Source organism: Streptomyces sp. 142MFCol3.1 (assembly GCF_000424945.1).
Taxonomy (GTDB): Bacteria; Actinomycetota; Actinomycetes; order Streptomycetales; family Streptomycetaceae; genus Streptomyces; species Streptomyces siamensis.
Genome location: NZ_AUKV01000056.1, coordinates 12,957 through 29,536, shown reverse-complemented (window position 1 = coordinate 29,536; position 16,580 = coordinate 12,957). Strand labels below are relative to the sequence as shown.

Below are 16,580 nucleotides of genomic sequence, written 5' to 3'. Positions count from 1 at the left end.
CCGAGCCGGAGTCCCGGCTCGGCGCGCCAAACCGGTGAACGGGCCTGCGGCCGGAGCGGAAGTACGCTCCGGTCGCAGGCCCGGCGGTCGCAGGCCCGGCGGTCGCAGGCCCGGCGGTCGCAGGCCCGGCGGTCGCAGGCCCGGCGGTCGCAGGCCCGGCGGTCGCAGGCCCGCCGGTCGCAGGCCCGCCGGTCGCAGGCCCGGCGGTCGCAGGCCCGGCGGTCGTCAGGACAGGCCGGCCGAGGTCAGCCACTCCTTCGCCACGTCCAGCGGGTCCTTGTTGTCGTTCTGCACCTGGCCGTTGAGCTTGACCAGGGTCTCCGTGTCGAGCTTCGCCGAGACGGCGTTGAGGGCGGAGACACCCTCCGAGGAGAGACCGCTCTTGTACGCGAGCGGCGTCACGTTCTCGAAGCCGAAGAGGCTCTTCGGGTCCTGGAGCACCACGAACTTGTTCTTGGCGATGCCGGGATCCGTCGAGAAGATGTCCGCGGCCTGGATGTTGTTGCCCTTGAGCGCCGCCACGGTCAGCGGGCCACCCGCGTCGAGGGCCTTGAAGGACTTGAAGTCCAGCCCGTACACGGACTTCAGACCCTTCAGCCCCTGCTGCCTGGTCTGGAACTCGGGCGAGCCGCCTATCACGATGTCCTTCGCCACGTCGGCGAGGTCGGCGATCGTCGACTTGTCCGTCAGGCTGTACTTCTTCGCCGTCGCCTCGTTGACCGCGACCGCGTCCTTGTCCTCGGCCGTGGACGGCTTCAGCAGGGTGAGCTTCGAGTCCAGCTTGGCGTTGATCGCCGTCGTGGTCTCGTCGACCGTCTTCGGGGCCGCCTTGGCGTCGAGGTAGGCGAGCAGGGCGCCGTTGTACTCGGGCAGGACCGTGATGGTGCCGTTCTTGATCAGACCATAGGTGGTCTCGCGGCTACCGATGTTCAGCTTGTAACTGACCTTGATCCCCTTGGACTTCAGAGCCTCGCCGTAGATGTCGGCGAGCAGGATGCTCTCGGGGAAGTTGTTCGAACCGACGACGACCGTGCCGCCCTTGGCGGTGTCACCCTTCAACGGGTCGCTCTTGCCGGAGTCGTCGGACGAACCGCAGCCCGTCAGTACGGCCGAGGCCGCAACCAGCAGGGAGACAGCGTACGTTGCGGATTTTCTGGTACTTCTGGCGATGGTCACTTTGGTCATCCAGACTTGGCATGTGGTGGGGCGGTTTTGGCCGTAGCGCGGGGGTGTGGACGGTCCAGACGATCCAATCGAGCCGTCTCGCGGACCGTCAAGACACGAATAGATCACCGAAGGGGACCGAGCGGCTCCACCCCGTGTGCGCAACGCGGTCAATATGCGTGTGAAACCGGCTCGTTCGCATGTCACTTTTTGGTTGATCATGGCCGCACTCTTGCGGCAGCGGCTAGTGTGGGCCGCGTCGAGGGCCTTGTTCCACTTGTCGGCCTGACCATGCCGTCGCGACCGTTGATCCACTCTGCCCTGGCGAACGGGCTTCCACGGGGAACGAAGTCAAGGAGGTTGGGTGCCCGCGCACAGACGAGCCGTCACCCCGGCACAGGCGTCGAAGGCTCCCCGCACAGACAGGACGCCGCCCCTCCTCGACCGCTGGCCCTTCCGCCGGAAGCTCAACGTCCTGGTGATCGTCCCGCTCGCGGTCGTCTCCGCGATGCTCTCCTACGTCGTCTACGGGCAGATCGACCGCGCGCGGTCCGCCGCCGACACCGCCCAACTCGCCCGCGACAGCGTGCAGGTGACCAAGCTCATCGACGGTGTTCAGACCGAGCACCGCCAAGCGCTCCTCGTCTCCCTGCGCCACGAGGCCGCCCGCACGGGCGACAGCGCGCCCGGCACCGCCGCCTATCTCCAGTCGCAGCAGAAAGTCGCCGCGCAGATCGCGGCCGTGCGGTCGGTCTACGGGGACCGGCTGCCCGAGGCCGAGGCGCAGGCGCTCAAGGAACTGGAGGGCCTCGACAGCCTCCGCAAGACGGTGGAGCAGGGCCCCATCCCCGCGGACAACATCGACCCCGCGTACGGGTCCGTCATCGAAGGCCTCATCAACGGCCTCGGTCTCGGCCAGTCCGGCAGTGAGTCGTCCTCGTCCGCGGGCAATCTGCTCGACGCGCTGCTGCGCGCCGACACCGCCCACGCCTCCTTCGAGACCAGCGTCTTCGCCGCCCGCACCCGGGACCCCAACGCGCTGATCGAGTTCACCGGCGCCGTCGGCGACTACGACCAGTACACCTACCAGGCCGAGCGGTTCACCCGGTTCGCCGACCAGGAACAGAGCAACGACCTCGCCGAGATCGAGCACAACCCGTACCAGAGCGTGATCACGCAGCACTGGGCCGCCCTCCAGGTCGATCCCAGCGCCCTGGTCGCCGAGAACGCGACCCAGCTGCGCGCCGCGCTCGACGACGCCCTGCGCGCCGACCCTACGTACGAACGCCAGGCGCAGAACCGGCTGAAGGTCGTCCAGGGGCTCATCGACGAGATCGCCGCCGGCACCCAGGACGCCTCGAACAGGGCCTGGTGGCAGGTGGCCTGGCTGATCGCGGGCACGCTGTTCGCCTTCGGGGCCTGGCTCCTGTTCTCCGTGCTGGTGCGCCGCTCGGTGGTGCGGACGGTGCGGACCCTCACCGGTGCGGCCCAGCACGTGGCCACCGCCGCCGAGACCGAGCTCGCCCGGGTCGCGGACGACGACGCCGACGACGCGGGGCCGCCGCGGCTGGAGGCCGTACCCGTGCCCGTGCGGGACGAGATCGGCGAACTCGCCGAGGCCTTCAACCAGGTTCAGATCACCGCGGCCGCCCTGCTGGAGCGCCAGGTCGTCAGCCGCCGCAACATCGCCGAGATGTTCGGCAACGTCGGCCGCCGTGTCAGCAACCTGACCGCGCGTCAACTCGCGCTGATCGACTCGGTGGAGCGCGGCGAGACCGACCCCGAGGTCCTCGACCGGCTCTACCGCATCGACCACATCGCCGTACGTCTCCAGCGCAACGCGGACAGCCTCATGCTACTCGCCGGAATCAGCGAGACGGGCCAGAACACCGACCCGGTGCGGCTCAGCAACATCGTCCGGGCCGCGCTCGGCCAGATCGAGGGCTACCAGCGGGTCACCCCGCACGCGGAGGGCGATGTCACCGTCGTGCCCGACATCGTCGGCGACCTCACGCTGATGCTCGCCGAACTGCTGGAGAACGCCGTGATGTTCTCCCCGGCGACCAGCGGCGTCGAAGTGGTCATCCGTCCCCGGCACGGCACCGGCGGCGCCCTCGTCGAGATCATCGACCACGGCCTCGGCATGAGCCCCGAGCGGCTGGTGGAGGAGAACGCCCGCCTCATCCGCCGTGAACGGCTCGACCTGGCACCCACGGAGGTGCTCGGCCTGTTCGTGGTGGGCGGACTGTCGCGCCGCTGGGGCATCGAAGTCGCCCTGTCCCGCACTCCCGGCGGCGGTGTCACGGCCACCGTCGCCGTCCCCGCGTCCCATCTGCTGCTCGCCGGCCCGGCACAGGGCGCGGCGCACATCCTGCCGCCCGCCCGCCGCTCCGGCGCGGGAGAGCCGCGCCCCGCACGGGTGGAGACGCCGTCCGGCTCCTCGGGGCTGCCGCGCAGGATTCCGGCGCGGCCCCGGCCCGGCGAGGCCCCCGGTCACGCGCGTCACGCGGAACCGGCCGGCGGCATGGGCGGCGAGGGCGCACTGGCCCACCCCGGGAGCGCCGCCGGCACGCCTGGGCCCCGGCCTGGCACCGGCGGTCAGGGAACGGCCGCCCCGGGCGCGGGAGCCGCGCGCCTCGGAACCACCGGGCCGCTCACGGGAGCCGGCGCCCCCGGGACCCCTGCGCCGAACGCACGCGGCAGGGCCCCCGGAGCCCCCGTCCCGAACGCCGGAGCCAGGGCGACCGGTACCGGCCTACCGCACAGGGGCGCCGAGGCGTCCCGACCCGGCGGCCGGGGTACGGCACCGGGCGCGGACGGCGGATTCGCCGCGCGCCCCGGAACCGGTGCGGACCCCGTGCCGGGGACGGGCTCCCCGTTGCGGCCCGGCCAGGCCGGGCCGCTGCGGCGCCGGGTGCGCGGCGCGACCCTGTCGGCGACCACCGCGTCCAGCCGGCTGCCCAAACGGCCCCCCGTCACGAACCCGCGCCCGCCCGCCTGGCAGCCCTCGGACGCGGAGGCGGCACGGTCCGAGATCGACGAGTTCGAGGCCGCCGTCCTGCGGGCGCACCGCGAGACCTCCGCCCAGGACCTCGGCACGGGCGCCGGGCCGGGGGACCGGCCCGGCGCCCGGAACGACCCCAGCACGGACAACAGCAGACCCTCATTCCCGGAAGGCACGAGCAAGTGACCATGTGGACAGGCGAGCCGGAGCCCCGGACCGCGGAACCGGCGACCGACGTGAAGGCCGCCGCTGCCGACTTCAACTGGCTGCTCAATCGTTTCGCCACGGAGACGGCAGGTGTCGTCGACGTGATCGGCGTCTCCTCCGACGGACTCCTCATCGCGGTGTCCCAACAGCGCGGCCAGGCCGACTCCGAGCGGCTCGCGGCGATCGTCTCCGGCATCACCAGCCTTGCCATGGGCGCGTCGGGCAACTACGGCCTCGGCGCGCTGAACAAGGTGATCATCGACCTGGAGGAAGGCCACGTCCTGGTGTCGGCGCTCGGCGCCGGGGCGGTGCTCGGCGTCGTCGCCTCGAAGGAGGCGAAGCTCGGCAACATCGCGTACGAGATGACCCTCTTCGCCAACCGGGCCGGCGCGGTGCTGAGCCCGCAGCTGGTCATGGAACTGAAGAACACGGTGGGCGTCACGCCGGCCGGCTGATGTCCGACGGGGCCTCACGCCGACCGGTGACGGCCCCGAGAGGTGAAGGGGGACGACGTGATGACGGCTGGTGAGCCATCGGCCATCGACGACGCCGGGTGGGAAGCGGAACCGCCCGCGTCGTTCGTCCGGCCGTTCCTGCTGACCGCGGGGCGGATCGCCGGAGGCGACAGTCTGGTACCGCCGATCCCGATCGAGACCCAGGTGGTCGCGACCGATCTGGGGCTGGCGGCTCTGGACGTGTTGGTCTTCGAGCAGCACCGCGACATCATCGCGATCTGCCGGGAGCCGCAGTCGCTCGCGGAGATCGCGGCGAAGCTCCGGATGCACCTGAACGTGATCCGGGTCCTCGCCGACGATCTGCGCGCCGACGGCCAACTGGCCTTGTACGCACCGGCCCACTCCAAACGCGATGTCACCGTACTGCGAAGGGTTATCGATGGTCTCCGAGCTGTCCCCGACTCCAGGGGCGCGATCCGTGAGGGCTGACGGCGAGCGGCCCCAGCCGCCCCTGCCCGTGAAGATGGTGATCGCGGGTGGCTTCGGTGTCGGCAAGACCACCACGGTCGGCGCCATATCCGAGATCGAGCCGCTGACCACCGAGGCTTCCATCACCTCGGTCGCCGCGGGGGTCGACGACCTCACACACACCCCGGAGAAGATGACGACGACCGTCGCCATGGACTTCGGCTGCGTCACCCTGGACCCCACCCTGAAGCTCTACCTCTTCGGGACGCCCGGCCAGGAGCGGTTCGGGTTCATGTGGGACGACCTCGTGGAGGGAGCGCTCGGCGGGCTCGTCATCGTGGACACCCGCCGGCTCGACGACTGCTACGCGGCCGTCGACTACTTCGAGCACCGCGAGATCCCCTTCGCGGTGGCCGTCAACGCCTTCGACGGCAAGGTCGAGCACGATCTCGACGACGTGCGATGGGCCCTCGACGTCGCCGACCACGTGCCCCTCACCGTGTTCGACGCGCGGGAACGCGGTTCGGTGCGCGACGCGCTGCTCGTCGTCCTCGAACACGCGCTGGCCACCGCGGAACAGTGAGGAAGTGAGGAGGGGACGGGTCGTGACCCGTCCCCTCCGGTACCTACCCGGGGGCTGGGCCGCGGCCCACCCCCCAAGGTGCGTTCGCCCGCCGACGCGGCCGTGCGTGGCTCTCAGGCCGTACGACGCCTGCGCACGCCGGGGGAGACCGCCACCCGGGCCACCGCCCAGAACAGCGCCAGCACGAGCAGGGCGAGGACGGCCGTGAGCGTGGCGCCGCCGACCACCTTCTCGTAGTCGCGCTGGTACAGGCCGTCCACGATGTAGCGGCCGACCCCGCCGAGGCTCACATAGGCCGCGATCGTCGCCGTCGACACGATCTGGATCGCCGCCGAGCGCAGACCGCTGAGGATCAGCGGCAGCGCCGCCGGGACCTCCACCTGGAGCAGGATCTTCCCCTCCGGCATGCCCATGCCGCGGGCGGCGTCGACGGGGGAGGGATCCACGTTGCGGACCGCCTCGTAGGTGGTGATGAGCACGGGCGGGATCGCCAGCACCACGAGCGGGATCATCACCGGCGTGATGCCGATGCCGAGCCAGACGAACATCAGCACCAGCAGACCGAAGGTCGGCAGCGCGCGGGCCGCGGACGACACGAAGGCCAGCGCGTTGCCGCCGCGGCCGGTGTGCCCGGTGACCAGGCCGATCGGCAGACCGATGCCCGTGGCGATGGCGAGGGCCGAGACCGAGTACTGGACGTGCTCCCAGACGCGCTGCGGGATGCCGTCGTAGCCGTGCCAGTGGGAGCCGTCGCTGAAGAACGACCGGATGAATTCGACTACGTTCACGAGACGCTCTCCGGGGTGCGGGCGGTGCCCGCGGTCGTGGCCCTGCCGCGGCCCGCCCTGCGCGCGGACGGCGGCTGCCAGGGCGTCAGCACCCGTCGCAGCAGTACCAGCAGGGAATCGGCCACGACGGCGAGGACCGCGGTGGTGACCACCGAGTTCACCGCCAGGACCGGCCGGTGGTAGAACATCGCGGTGGTGAGCAGGTTGCCGAGCGCGCCCTGGTTGCCGATCAGCGCGCCGACGCTGACCAGGCTGATGCTGGAGGCGGTCGCCACGCGCAGCCCCGCCGTGATCGCCGGTACGGCGATGGGCAGTTGGACCTGGAAGTACCGGCGGACGAGGCCGATGCCCATCGCCGCCGCGGCCGCGTTCGTCTCCTCGGGGACCGACCGGACGCCGTCGACGACCGACGGGACGAGGATCACCAGGCTGTACAGCGACAGCGGGATCATCACCGTGAGCCGGCTCAGGCCGGTGTAGTCGATGAGCACCACGAAGAAGGCCAGCGACGGGATCGCGTAGAGCACGGTGGTGACCCACAGCACCGGCGCGTAGACCCAGTTGAAGCGGACGCACAGCAGACCGATCGGCAGTGCCAGCAACAGGCCGACGAGCACCGGGATCAGAGCCTCCTGCATGTGCCAGGAGATCAGGCCGAGATAGCTGTGCTGGAGGTCGCTCGGTATGTCGAAGAAGCCGTTCATCGTGCGGCCTCGACCTGGGACGGACCCGGCTCGGAGCCCGCGGCCCGCTGCCGGCGCGCCGCACGGATCGCGGCGGCGATGGTCTCCTGCCCGGCGACCCCGAGAACCCGTCCCGCGCCGTCCACCGCGACCGCCTGACCCGTGGGCGACAGCACCGCCCGGTCCAGCGCGACCCGCAGCGAGTCGCGGCCCACCTCGAAGGTCTGCCCATGCGGCTCCAGCGCCTCGACCTCGCCGCCCCACGCCGTGGGATCGGCCCAGCCCAGCGGCCCGCCGCCGGTGTCGGTCACCAGCACCTGCGCGGGCGCGTCCGCACGCCCCGCGATCGCCTGCCAGTCGGAGCCCACCGGGAAGACCGCCGTGCGGTCGAGTGTGAGCTCGCGGGTGGACAGGAAGGACAGCCCGCGGATGCCCCGATCGGCGCCGAGGAACTCCTCCACGAACGCGTCGGCGGGCGACGAGAGCAGCTCGTCGGGCGAGGCGAACTGGGCGAGCCTGCCCCCGGTGCGCATCACGGCGACGTGGTCCCCGACGGTGATCGCCTCGTCCATGTCGTGGGTGACGAACACGATGGCCTTGCCGAGTTCCTCCTGGATGCGGAGCAACTCCTCCTGGAGGCCGCGCCGGACGACCGGGTCGACCGCGGAGAACGGCTCGTCCATGAGCAGGACCGGAGGGTCGGAGGCCAGGGCGCGGGCGACGCCGACGCGCTGCTGCTGGCCGCCGGAGAGCTGATAGGGATAGCGGCGTGCCATGCCCGGGTCGAGGCCGACCCGCTCCATGAGTTCGGCCGCGCGGGCGCGGGCGCGCTCCTTGGACCAGCCGAGGAGCCGCGGCACCGTGGCGATGTTGTCCAGGATCGTGCGGTGCTGGAAGAGCCCGGCGTTCTGGATGACGTAACCCATGGACCGGCGCAGCGCGTTGACGGGCCGGCTGCGGATGTCCTCGCCGTTGACCCGGATCGTTCCGCTGCTGGGTTCGACCATGCGGTTGATCATGCGCAACGTGGTGGTCTTGCCGCAGCCCGAGGGTCCGACGAGAACGGTGATGGAGTGGTCCGGTATCTGCAGGGAGAGGCGGTCGACGGCCACCGTGCCGTCGGCGTACCGCTTGCTGACATCTTCGATGGCTATCAAGAGTCGGAACCCTTCGGGAACGGCTTTGCTCGTACGTGGCGCGATCGTGTGTACGAGGGTGCGTAGTCTAGTCAGTTGATGTTCGATCGCGATTGCCGCAGGTGAAGGATTCGCTGGGCGGCCTGTACGCCTTCGCCGGCACCGTCGTCCCGCCGCTACGGGAACGCGGGGTCTTCCGCGTCGAGTTCGAGGGCACCACGCTGCGCGACCACCTCGGTCTCGACCACCCCGACGCTCAGCTGCCGGGCGAACGCGTCGGGTCCTGAGACCACCGGCCCCGTTTCCGGCGGGGCACCCCGCCCGAGGGACCGGAGTGCGCGGATCGACTTCCGCGCAGTCCGGTCCAACTGTCTGGACCAGCTGCCATGATGCGGGCCAGGCAAGTCCTCACCGAGAAGACGGGGGAGCGACGCATGAACGGATCGGTCCGGGCTGCCCGCGCACTGGCGTGCGCGGGGGTACTGGTGCTCAGCGCCTGCGGAGGGGGCGGGGACGAGGGAGAGGACGCCGACGCCGGAGGGACGGCGGCGAGCCCGTCGGAGTCGGCGGCGAGCCCGTCGGAGTCGGCGGCGAACGACTTCGGCTGTCTCGCGGGCAAGCAGCTCAAGAAGTCCACGACGTTCGAGGACACCGAGGGCAACGAGGTCGACGGCTACGAGACGGGCACCGGCACCACCGGCATCGTCCTGTCCCACCAGTCCAACAACGACGTGTGCTCCTGGATCCCGTCCGCCGACGAACTCGCCGCCGCCGGCTACCGCGTGCTCGCCGTGAACAGCAACTCCTCCGAGATCCCGGAGATCGAGGCCGCCGCCGCCCGGCTGCGCGAGGACGGAGCCCGGAAGGTCGTCCTGATGGGCGCCTCGAAGGGCGGCACCGCCTCGCTCGTCGCCGCCTCCAGGATCAGACCGGCCGTCACGGCGGTGGTGTCGCTGTCGGGCCCGGGAGTGTACGGCGACATGGACGCCACCAAGGCCGTGCCGGAGCTGACCATGCCCGTGTATCTGCTCGCGGCCTCGGGCGACGGACGGTTCGCCGACGACGCCCGCACGCTGCACAAGCTGGCGAAGAAGTCGCACGGCGAAAAGCTGGAGATGGTCGCGGGCGCCGCCCACGGCAGCGACATCCTGCTGCAACAGCCGTCCGTGTGGGACGAGGTGAAGAACTTCATCAAGAACCACGGCTGACCCCGCCGCCCGGACCCCCGCCGTCGCCTCCGCCTTGGCCTGTCGGGGTGAACACCACCGGGCAGCGCACCGAAATCGTACGAACATCGGCCCGTCCCGCAGACGATGATCGCCGGCGGGACGGGCCGTTCTCCGCCCTCGACACTCACGCACCGAGGTGGAGACATGCGCGTCAGGCGCGGACCACGGGCCGAACGCCGGGTGCTCCCCCTGCTGACGAGCGGTCACCTGCCGGCCCTGGGCGCGTCCTCACCGGCACATGCCGCGCCGCCGCCCCGGGGCGACACCCCGCCCGCGAACACCGCCGGTGCACCCTCCCGTGCCGCCACCGCGAACACCGCCGGCGCACCTTCTGTACTGGACGGCTCCGGCTACGCCGCCTTCGCCTCGTACTGCGACATCGGCGCCTACGTCGGCCATGCGCCGGGCGTCGACACCAGCAGCCGCGCCACCACCCAGTGGGCCGGCGAGGACTCGTCCGCCCACGGCGTGGCCGGCATCCGGACGGGCGGTGGCGGCCTGGTCCCCGACGGACCCGGACGGGCGTCCCTCGACGGCACACAGGTCGTCGACACCGCGGTGAAGCTGCCGCAGAACGTGCTGACCGGGTTCGGCGGCGCCAACGGCGGCCGCACGGACAACCACTCGGTCACGGAGTCAAGATCACCTACTGAGGTCCCGGCCGGGACACCCGCCGAGGCCCGTGCGGCCGTGCGCCAGGTCCCGAGGCCGCGACAGAGCGAGGAGAGCATCATGCGTCGACCGGTCACCCCCCTGCTGGCCGCGGTGGCGTTCGCGTCCTGCTTCGGCCTGCCCTACCCCGCGATGGCGGCGCCCGAGCCGCCCCGGCCGACCGTCATGGTCGCCGAGACCGACACGATGGGGCGCGTGCTCACGGACCCGAACGGCCGTACGCTCTACCGCTTCGACCCGGAGGGCTCCGGAACCGTCACCTGCGTGGACCCCTGCACGGACACCCGCAAGCCGCTGCTCAGCCCGCCCGGCGCCGAACTCCGCCTGCCGCCCGGCATCGCCGGCACGCTGGGCACCGTCCCCCGGCCCGACGGAGGGAACCAGGTGACGTACGACGGCTTCCCGCTGTACTGGTACACCGACGACGTCCGGCCGGCCGACACCAACGGGGTCGACCTGTTCTGGCACGTCATCAACCCTCGGAACGCGCCGGTACCGGCCGGGAGGCGGAGCTGACCGACAGCGCGAGCACCCTGGTGGCGGGCCGGTCCGCGCCGGCGTTCCGGTCGTCGCGGCCCGCTCCCGCGCCGCGGTCCGCCGCCGCAGCCGTCCGGCCGCTCCGGCGCCACAGCCACATGACGTCCCGGCCGAACGACCACACGAGCAGCGCCAGGGCCAGCAGCACCGCCGCCGCGGCCGCCGCGCGCGGCAGGATCCCGGCGCCCGCGACGAGCAGCACGATCCCCTGCATGGCGGCGACCGTCTTGCGCGCCATGCTCGGCGGCAGCGCGGCGTTCAGCCAGGGCAGCACCCGGGCCGCCGCCACGAACGCGTAGCGCATCGTGCCGATCAGCAGCACCCACGGGCCGAGCGACATCGCGACGTACACGCTCAGTACCAGGATCAGGAACGCGTCGACCTCCATGTCGAAGCGGGCACCCAGGGCGGAGGAGGTACCGGTGCGCCGGGCCACCTTGCCGTCGACGCCGTCGAGGATCAGCGCGACCGCCGTCAGACCGACCAGCAGGCTGACCGGAGGAGAGCTCTGGAACGAGTCGGCGACCAGCGCGGTGACCCCGCCCACCAGGATCGCGCGGCCCAGCGTCACCCGGTTGGCCGGACCGAAGGAGCGGGGTTGTGAACGGCGCAGGGCCCGGGTCAGCACCGCCCAGGTGGCGATCGCGAAGGCCAGACCGGTGAGCCAGCCCGCCGGCCCCATACCGATCGCCGTGCCCAGCAGAGCCAGCAGCACGAGCTGCACACCGGCTCCCACGATGGTCTCCTGCTGGGGAAGCCTCGCGTCGTACGTGTTGTTCAGGGCCACCGCACATCCTCCGGCCGTATGACAGAGTCGATCAACGCCGCGTACAGTGCGCGGCTTGTCACCGCTCCGTACGTGAAGATCTGCTGAATCGTTCAGGGGGACGCTCATGGAACTCACAGCCCGGGCCTTCTGGCTCGGTTCTCCCGGACACGGCGAGATCCGCGAAGTCACCGTGCCCGCGCCCCGCGAGGGGCAGGTGCGGGTGCGCGCGCTCTACTCCGGGGTGAGCCGGGGCACCGAGACCCTCGTCTTCCGCGGCGGCGTTCCGGAAAGCCAGCATGCTTCGATGCGTGCACCGTTCCAGGAGGGGAATTTCCCCGCGCCGGTCAAGTACGGTTATCTGAGCGTCGGCCAGGTGGAGGAAGGACCCGAGTCGCTGCTCGGCCGGACCGTCTTCTGCCTGTATCCGCACCAGACGCACTACGTCGTCCCGGTCGAGGCGGTGACGGTCGTACCGGACACCGTGCCCGCCCCGCGCGCCGTGCTCGCCGGGACCGTGGAGACCGCGGTGAACGCGCTGTGGGACGCGGCCCCGCTGGTCGGCGACCGGATCGCCGTGGTGGGCGGCGGCATGGTCGGCTGCTCCGTCGCCGCCCTGCTCGCCCGCTTCCCCGGCGTACGGGTCCAGCTCGTCGACGCCGACCCCTCGCGGGCGGACATCGCGCGGGCGCTCGGCGTCGACTTCGCGCTGCCCGGGGACGCCGCCGGCGAATGCGACCTCGTCGTGCACGCCAGCGCCACCGAGGCCGGACTCACCAGGTCCCTGGAACTCCTCACCGACGAGGGGACCGTGCTCGAACTGAGCTGGTACGGCGACCGACGCGTCAGCCTGCCGCTCGGCGAGGCCTTCCACTCGCGCCGCCTGGTCGTCCGCAGCAGCCAGGTGGGCTCCGTATCCCCGGCCCGCCGCGCCGGCAGGACGTACGCAGACCGGCTCGCGCTCGCCCTGGAACTGCTCGCCGAGCCGGCGTTCGACGCGCTCGTCACCGGTGAGTGCGTCTTCGGTGAACTGCCCGACGTCATGGCGAAGCTCGCCGCCGGATCCATACCCGGCCTGTGCCACCGCGTGGTCTACGACGACGTTTGAGCCCGCGGCAAGCTGCCTGACCTCCGAGGACTTCGAAGAAAGGGGTACGGGCGGCTGAACAAGGAGAACCAGGCAGCCGTACTACACGACGTGCCCCGGCAGGGGATCAGACGCACCGCACCTGGAGGGTCGTCCGTTGTTCAGCATCACCGTCCGCGATCACCTGATGATCGCCCACAGCTTCCGTGGCGAGGTCTTCGGCCCCGCGCAGCGCCTGCACGGGGCGACGTTCCTGGTGGACGCCACCTTCCGTCGCGCCGAGCTGGACGACGACAACATCGTCGTCGACATCGGACTGGCCACACAGGAACTCGGCGCCGTCGTGAGCGAGCTGAACTACCGCAACCTCGACAACGAAGCCGACTTCAAGGACACCAACACCTCGACGGAGTTCCTGGCCAAGGTCATCGCCGACCGGCTCGCCGACCGCGTGCACGCCGGCGCCCTGGGCGAGGGCGCCCACGGCCTGTCCGGCATCACCGTCACCCTGCACGAGTCGCACATCGCCTGGGCGAGTTACGAGCGTGCGCTGTGACCGACACGACCCTCGACCAGACGATCCCGAACCGTGGCCTGGCGTCCGGACCCCGGGACCAGATGTCCCTGAACTACCGGCCCGTGCGGCACACGGCACTCAAGAACGCCGAGATCATCCCCATGTCCCTGCGCTCCGTGCACTTCGTCATGCCGGGCGGCGTCGACGACCCGGCCGCGCCGAGCGGCGGCAACGCCTACGACCGCCGGCTCTGCCTGGACCTGCCCGGCTTCGGCTGGCAGGTGCACCGGCACGCCGTCCCGGGCGACTGGCCCCGGCCCGGGGCAGCCGCCCGCATCGAACTCGCCCGGACACTGGCCGAGTTCCCGGACGGTACCGTCGTCCTGCTGGACGGCCTGGTCGCCTGCGGCGTCCCGGAGATCGTCGTGCCCGAGGCAGAACGGTTGCGCCTCGCGGTGCTGGTGCACCTGCCGCTCGGCGACGAGACCGGGCTGCCGCCCGCGGTCGCCGCCGAGCTCGACGCCCGCGAACGCGCGACGCTGCGGGCCGTACCGGCTGTCGTCGCCACCAGCGACTGGGCCGTACGCCGCCTCGTCTCCCACCACGGCCTCGCCCCGGACCGCGTCCATGTCGCGGCGCCCGGCGCCGACATCGCGCCGCTCGCCCCCGGCACCGACGGCGTCTCCCGCCTGCTGTGCGTCGCCGCCGTCACCCCGCGCAAGGGACAGCACCGGCTGATCGAGGCGCTCGCGACCGTCACCGACCTGCCCTGGAGCTGCGTCTGCGTCGGGGGACTCACCCAGGACCCGGCGTACGTCGCCCGACTGCGCGCCCTGATCGAGAGGCACGGCCTCGGCGACCGACTGCACCTCGCGGGACCGCAGGCCGGCGCGGAACTCGACGCGAGCTACGCCGCCGCCGACCTGATGGTCCTCACCTCCTACGCCGAGACCTACGGCATGGCCGTCACCGAGGCGCTCGCCCGCGGGATCCCCGTACTGGCGACCGACGTCGGCGGCCTTCCCGAAGCGGTCGGACGCGCACCCGACGGCGGGGTGCCCGGAATCCTCGTACCGCCGGAGGACCCGGCGGCGCTCGCCGTGGAACTGCGCGGCTGGTTCGGCGAGGCCGACGTGCGCCGCCGCCTGAAGGCCGCCGCCCGCAGCCGGCGCGCCGCGCTCGACGGCTGGGCCGCCACGGCCCGCAGTCTCGCCGGTGTGCTGTCCCGGCTGCCCAGGGAACCCCGGAGGGCGGCATGAGCGCGGCGACGACCCCCGCGGGGGTTCCCGAACCGGGCACGGCCGTGCCCGGGGGACCGCAGACGACGGGGAGGACAGCTGTGCCCGGTCAGCGTGCGCGTACGGCCGACGCCGACGACGTGACTCGATACGCGCCGCAGTGGCTCCGGCTGCGGGAAGGTGCCGACGCCTCGGCGCGGGCGCACGACCTGCTCGACCCCCTGCGCATCCGGCTCGCGAACCGGCCGGGGCGCGGCGACCTGGTGGTGCACGACCTCGGCTGCGGCACCGGCTCCATGGGCCGCTGGCTCGCTCCCCGGATCGACGGCGCCCAGCACTGGGTGCTGCACGACCATGACCCGTACCTGCTGCACTTCGCCACCGCCGGAGCGCCCCGCGCGGCGGCCGACGGCAGCCATGTCTCGGTCACCACGCAGCGCGGCGACATCGGCCGGCTCACCGCGGACGCGCTCGAAGGCGCCTCGCTGGTGACGGCCTCCGCCCTGCTGGACGTGCTGACCGCCGACGAGATCGACCGGCTCGCCGCGGCCTGCGCCGGCGCCGGCGTCCCGGCCCTGCTGACGCTGTCCGTCGTCGGACGTGTCGAACTCACGCCCGCCGACCCGCTCGACGCCGAGATCGCCGAGGCGTTCGACGCCCACCAGCGCCGTGGCGGACTGACCGGCCCGGACGCCGTCACCACGGCCTGCGAAGCCTTCGGACGATACGGCGCGACGGTGCGGGTGCACCCGAGCCCCTGGCGGCTCGGCCCCGACGACGCCGAGCTCGCCCAGGAGTGGCTGCGCGGCTGGGTCGGCGCGGCCGTCGAGCAGCGTCCCCAGCTGGCGGCCCGGGCGGTGTCGTATCTGTCGTCTCGTCTGGACACCTGCTCCGCAGGCGAATTGAGGGTGGTGGTCCACCACAGCGACCTCCTGGCGCTGCCGGGCGGTGCGCGGTGAGCGCCGGACTGGAGTCGGTGGGGATCGAGGCGATAGCCGACCGGAACCGCGTCAAAGCGGCGCGCGCGGACCTGATCCGCGCCCGTAGCGAGGCGCTCGGTGAGCACACCGGGGCCGACGTCGTCCCGATCCGCGCCGGTGTCGACGTCGCGGCGGGCGGTGTGGCGAAAGAGGCACCGGGCGACGGCGGCCGCGGGGCCGTCCGGCGGCGCGGAGTCCCGGACGCCGTCCGCGCCCGCCTCGGCTCCCCTCGGGTACGCACGCACCTCGGCACGGCGGCCGGATTCGTCATCCTCGCCGTGCTGCTCTGGCGGCTCGGGACCGGCGTCTTCCTCGACGGGCTGCGGCGGATCGACGCGACGACGCTGCTCGTCGCGCTCGGAATCGGCCTGCTCACCACCCTGCTGAGCGCCTGGCGCTGGTCCGTGGTGGCACGCGCGCTGCGCATCCGGCTCCCGCTGGGCGCGGCCGTCGCCGACTACTACCGAGCCCTGTTCCTGAACGCGGCACTGCCCGGCGGAGTCCTCGGCGACGTGCACCGCGCCGTACGGCACGGGCAGAGCGCCGGGGACATGGGCCGCGGCGTGCGGGCGGTCGTCCTCGAACGGACCGCCGGACAGCTGGTGCTGGTGGCCGTGGGAGCCGCGGTGCTGGCCACGCAGCCGTCACCGGTCCTCACGCAGACCCGACGGCTGGCACTGCTCGTGGCGATCGTCTCCGTGTGCGGTGCGGTGACCGTCGGTGCCGTGCGCGGGCGCCGCGCGCCCGGTCGCGCCGCACGGTTCGAGGCCGCCCGCGCGACCCTGGCGGAGGCGCGGGGCGCCCTGCTCGCCCGGGGCAGCTGGCCCGGCGTGCTGCTGTCGTCCCTCGCCGTGCTCGCCGGGCATGTGGCCATGTTTGTGGTGGCCGCCAGGGTCGCCGGATCCGGGGCGTCCACCGCCCGGCTGGTGCCGCTGGCGCTGCTGGCCCTGCTCGCCATGGGACTGCCGCTGAACGTCGGCGGCTGGGGCCCCAGGGAGGGCGTGACCGCGTGGGCGTTCGGCGCCGCCGGGCTCGGCGCGAGCATGGGCCTGACCGTCGCCGTGGT

At 72.2% G+C, this 16,580-nt stretch carries 15 protein-coding genes and 2 pseudogenes; 12 read left to right on the top strand and 5 right to left on the bottom strand.

Going from position 1 to position 16,580, the window contains the following annotated elements:
* Positions 1 to 225 precede the first annotated feature (225 nt).
* The gene (locus H305_RS0141550; protein ID WP_028805653.1) at positions 226 to 1,185 is read right to left on the bottom strand and encodes an ABC transporter substrate-binding protein; all 960 of its coding nucleotides are present in this window, start codon (positions 1,183 to 1,185) and stop codon (positions 226 to 228) included.
* A gap of 343 nt (positions 1,186 to 1,528) precedes the next feature.
* Between H305_RS0141550 and H305_RS55505 the strand changes: the two genes are divergently transcribed.
* Genes H305_RS55505 through H305_RS0141530 form a run of 4 tightly spaced genes read left to right on the top strand, consistent with a single transcriptional unit; the run spans position 1,529 to position 5,881 of the window.
* Complete coding sequence (locus tag H305_RS55505; RefSeq protein WP_051371573.1) at positions 1,529 to 4,354, top strand: ATP-binding protein; 2,826 nt, start codon at positions 1,529 to 1,531, stop codon at positions 4,352 to 4,354.
* 2 nt (positions 4,355 to 4,356) lie between these two features.
* Positions 4,357 to 4,830, top strand: coding sequence for a roadblock/LC7 domain-containing protein (locus H305_RS0141540; RefSeq protein ID WP_051371572.1), 474 nt, complete (start codon positions 4,357 to 4,359; stop codon positions 4,828 to 4,830).
* A 60-nt stretch (positions 4,831 to 4,890) separates the two neighbouring features.
* Entirely contained in the window at positions 4,891 to 5,319 is a 429-nt protein-coding gene (locus tag H305_RS0141535; RefSeq protein WP_037767121.1) for a DUF742 domain-containing protein, read from the top strand.
* Positions 5,270 to 5,881 (top strand): ATP/GTP-binding protein, encoded by a 612-nt coding sequence (locus tag H305_RS0141530; RefSeq protein ID WP_078629515.1) that lies wholly within the window; start codon positions 5,270 to 5,272, stop codon positions 5,879 to 5,881. The genes H305_RS0141535 and H305_RS0141530 overlap by 50 nt, the downstream gene beginning before the upstream one ends.
* 113 nt (positions 5,882 to 5,994) lie before the next feature.
* Here H305_RS0141530 and H305_RS0141525 read toward each other — a convergent pair whose 3' ends face one another.
* Genes H305_RS0141525 through H305_RS0141515 form a run of 3 tightly spaced genes read right to left on the bottom strand, consistent with a single transcriptional unit; the run spans position 5,995 to position 8,509 of the window.
* Positions 5,995 to 6,669 carry an ABC transporter permease gene (locus H305_RS0141525; protein ID WP_028805649.1) on the bottom strand — a complete coding sequence of 225 codons (675 nt, stop codon included), beginning with the start codon at positions 6,667 to 6,669 and terminating at the stop codon, positions 5,995 to 5,997.
* Entirely contained in the window at positions 6,666 to 7,373 is a 708-nt protein-coding gene (locus tag H305_RS0141520; protein ID WP_028805648.1) for an ABC transporter permease, read from the bottom strand. Before H305_RS0141520 ends, H305_RS0141525 begins: the two co-directional genes overlap by 4 nt.
* The gene (locus H305_RS0141515) at positions 7,370 to 8,509 is read right to left on the bottom strand and encodes an ABC transporter ATP-binding protein (RefSeq protein WP_028805647.1); all 1,140 of its coding nucleotides are present in this window, start codon (positions 8,507 to 8,509) and stop codon (positions 7,370 to 7,372) included. The genes H305_RS0141520 and H305_RS0141515 overlap by 4 nt, the downstream gene beginning before the upstream one ends.
* Positions 8,510 to 8,625: 116 nt before the next feature.
* Here H305_RS0141515 and H305_RS53070 point away from each other — a divergent pair.
* The 3 genes and pseudogenes from H305_RS53070 to H305_RS49670 form a co-directional block, all read left to right on the top strand.
* A pseudogene (locus H305_RS53070) lies at positions 8,626 to 8,775 on the top strand (F420-dependent methylene-tetrahydromethanopterin reductase); the annotation flags it as partial.
* A gap of 147 nt (positions 8,776 to 8,922) precedes the next feature.
* Complete coding sequence (locus H305_RS0141505) at positions 8,923 to 9,696, top strand: alpha/beta hydrolase family protein (protein WP_028805646.1); 774 nt, start codon at positions 8,923 to 8,925, stop codon at positions 9,694 to 9,696.
* Positions 9,697 to 9,861: 165 nt separating this feature from the next.
* On the top strand, positions 9,862 to 10,905 hold the full coding sequence (locus tag H305_RS49670; RefSeq protein WP_051371570.1) for a hypothetical protein: 1,044 nt from the start codon (positions 9,862 to 9,864) through the stop codon (positions 10,903 to 10,905).
* Here the strand turns inward: H305_RS49670 and H305_RS48700 are convergent.
* On the bottom strand, positions 10,862 to 11,713 hold the full coding sequence (locus tag H305_RS48700; RefSeq protein ID WP_078629512.1) for a CDP-alcohol phosphatidyltransferase family protein: 852 nt from the start codon (positions 11,711 to 11,713) through the stop codon (positions 10,862 to 10,864). The genes H305_RS49670 and H305_RS48700 overlap by 44 nt on opposite strands.
* Before the next feature lie 106 nt (positions 11,714 to 11,819).
* Here H305_RS48700 and H305_RS0141490 point away from each other — a divergent pair, with 106 nt between their 5' ends.
* From H305_RS0141490 to H305_RS55500, 5 genes and pseudogenes are all read left to right on the top strand, one after another.
* On the top strand, positions 11,820 to 12,800 hold the full coding sequence (locus tag H305_RS0141490) for a zinc-dependent alcohol dehydrogenase (RefSeq protein ID WP_028805645.1): 981 nt from the start codon (positions 11,820 to 11,822) through the stop codon (positions 12,798 to 12,800).
* A 136-nt stretch (positions 12,801 to 12,936) separates the two neighbouring features.
* On the top strand, positions 12,937 to 13,335 hold the full coding sequence (locus H305_RS0141485; RefSeq protein WP_028805644.1) for a 6-pyruvoyl trahydropterin synthase family protein: 399 nt from the start codon (positions 12,937 to 12,939) through the stop codon (positions 13,333 to 13,335).
* Entirely contained in the window at positions 13,332 to 14,555 is a 1,224-nt protein-coding gene (locus tag H305_RS0141480) for a glycosyltransferase (RefSeq protein ID WP_028805643.1), read from the top strand. The genes H305_RS0141485 and H305_RS0141480 overlap by 4 nt, the downstream gene beginning before the upstream one ends.
* Complete coding sequence (locus tag H305_RS53065) at positions 14,552 to 15,493, top strand: methyltransferase domain-containing protein (RefSeq protein ID WP_028805642.1); 942 nt, start codon at positions 14,552 to 14,554, stop codon at positions 15,491 to 15,493. The genes H305_RS0141480 and H305_RS53065 overlap by 4 nt, the downstream gene beginning before the upstream one ends.
* Positions 15,490 to 16,551 (top strand): annotated as a pseudogene (locus H305_RS55500) (lysylphosphatidylglycerol synthase transmembrane domain-containing protein); the annotation flags it as partial. The gene H305_RS53065 and the pseudogene H305_RS55500, both read left to right, overlap by 4 nt.
* Between the last annotated feature and the right edge of the window lie 29 nt (positions 16,552 to 16,580).

What these genes read in the sequence shown, in the direction of transcription:
- H305_RS0141490 (WP_028805645.1), top strand. Translation starts at nt 11,820, where the DNA reads ATGGAACTCACAGCCCGGGCCTTCTGGCTCGGTTCTCCCGGACACGGC.
- H305_RS0141530 (WP_078629515.1), top strand. Translation starts at nt 5,270, where the DNA reads ATGGTCTCCGAGCTGTCCCCGACTCCAGGGGCGCGATCCGTGAGGGCT.
- H305_RS0141540 (WP_051371572.1), top strand. Translation starts at nt 4,357, where the DNA reads ATGTGGACAGGCGAGCCGGAGCCCCGGACCGCGGAACCGGCGACCGAC.
- H305_RS0141550 (WP_028805653.1), bottom strand. Translation starts at nt 1,185, where the DNA reads ATGACCAAAGTGACCATCGCCAGAAGTACCAGAAAATCCGCAACGTAC.
- H305_RS0141535 (WP_037767121.1), top strand. Translation starts at nt 4,891, where the DNA reads ATGACGGCTGGTGAGCCATCGGCCATCGACGACGCCGGGTGGGAAGCG.
- H305_RS0141520 (WP_028805648.1), bottom strand. Translation starts at nt 7,373, where the DNA reads ATGAACGGCTTCTTCGACATACCGAGCGACCTCCAGCACAGCTATCTC.
- H305_RS49670 (WP_051371570.1), top strand. Translation starts at nt 9,862, where the DNA reads ATGCGCGTCAGGCGCGGACCACGGGCCGAACGCCGGGTGCTCCCCCTG.
- H305_RS53065 (WP_028805642.1), top strand. Translation starts at nt 14,552, where the DNA reads ATGAGCGCGGCGACGACCCCCGCGGGGGTTCCCGAACCGGGCACGGCC.
- H305_RS0141505 (WP_028805646.1), top strand. Translation starts at nt 8,923, where the DNA reads ATGAACGGATCGGTCCGGGCTGCCCGCGCACTGGCGTGCGCGGGGGTA.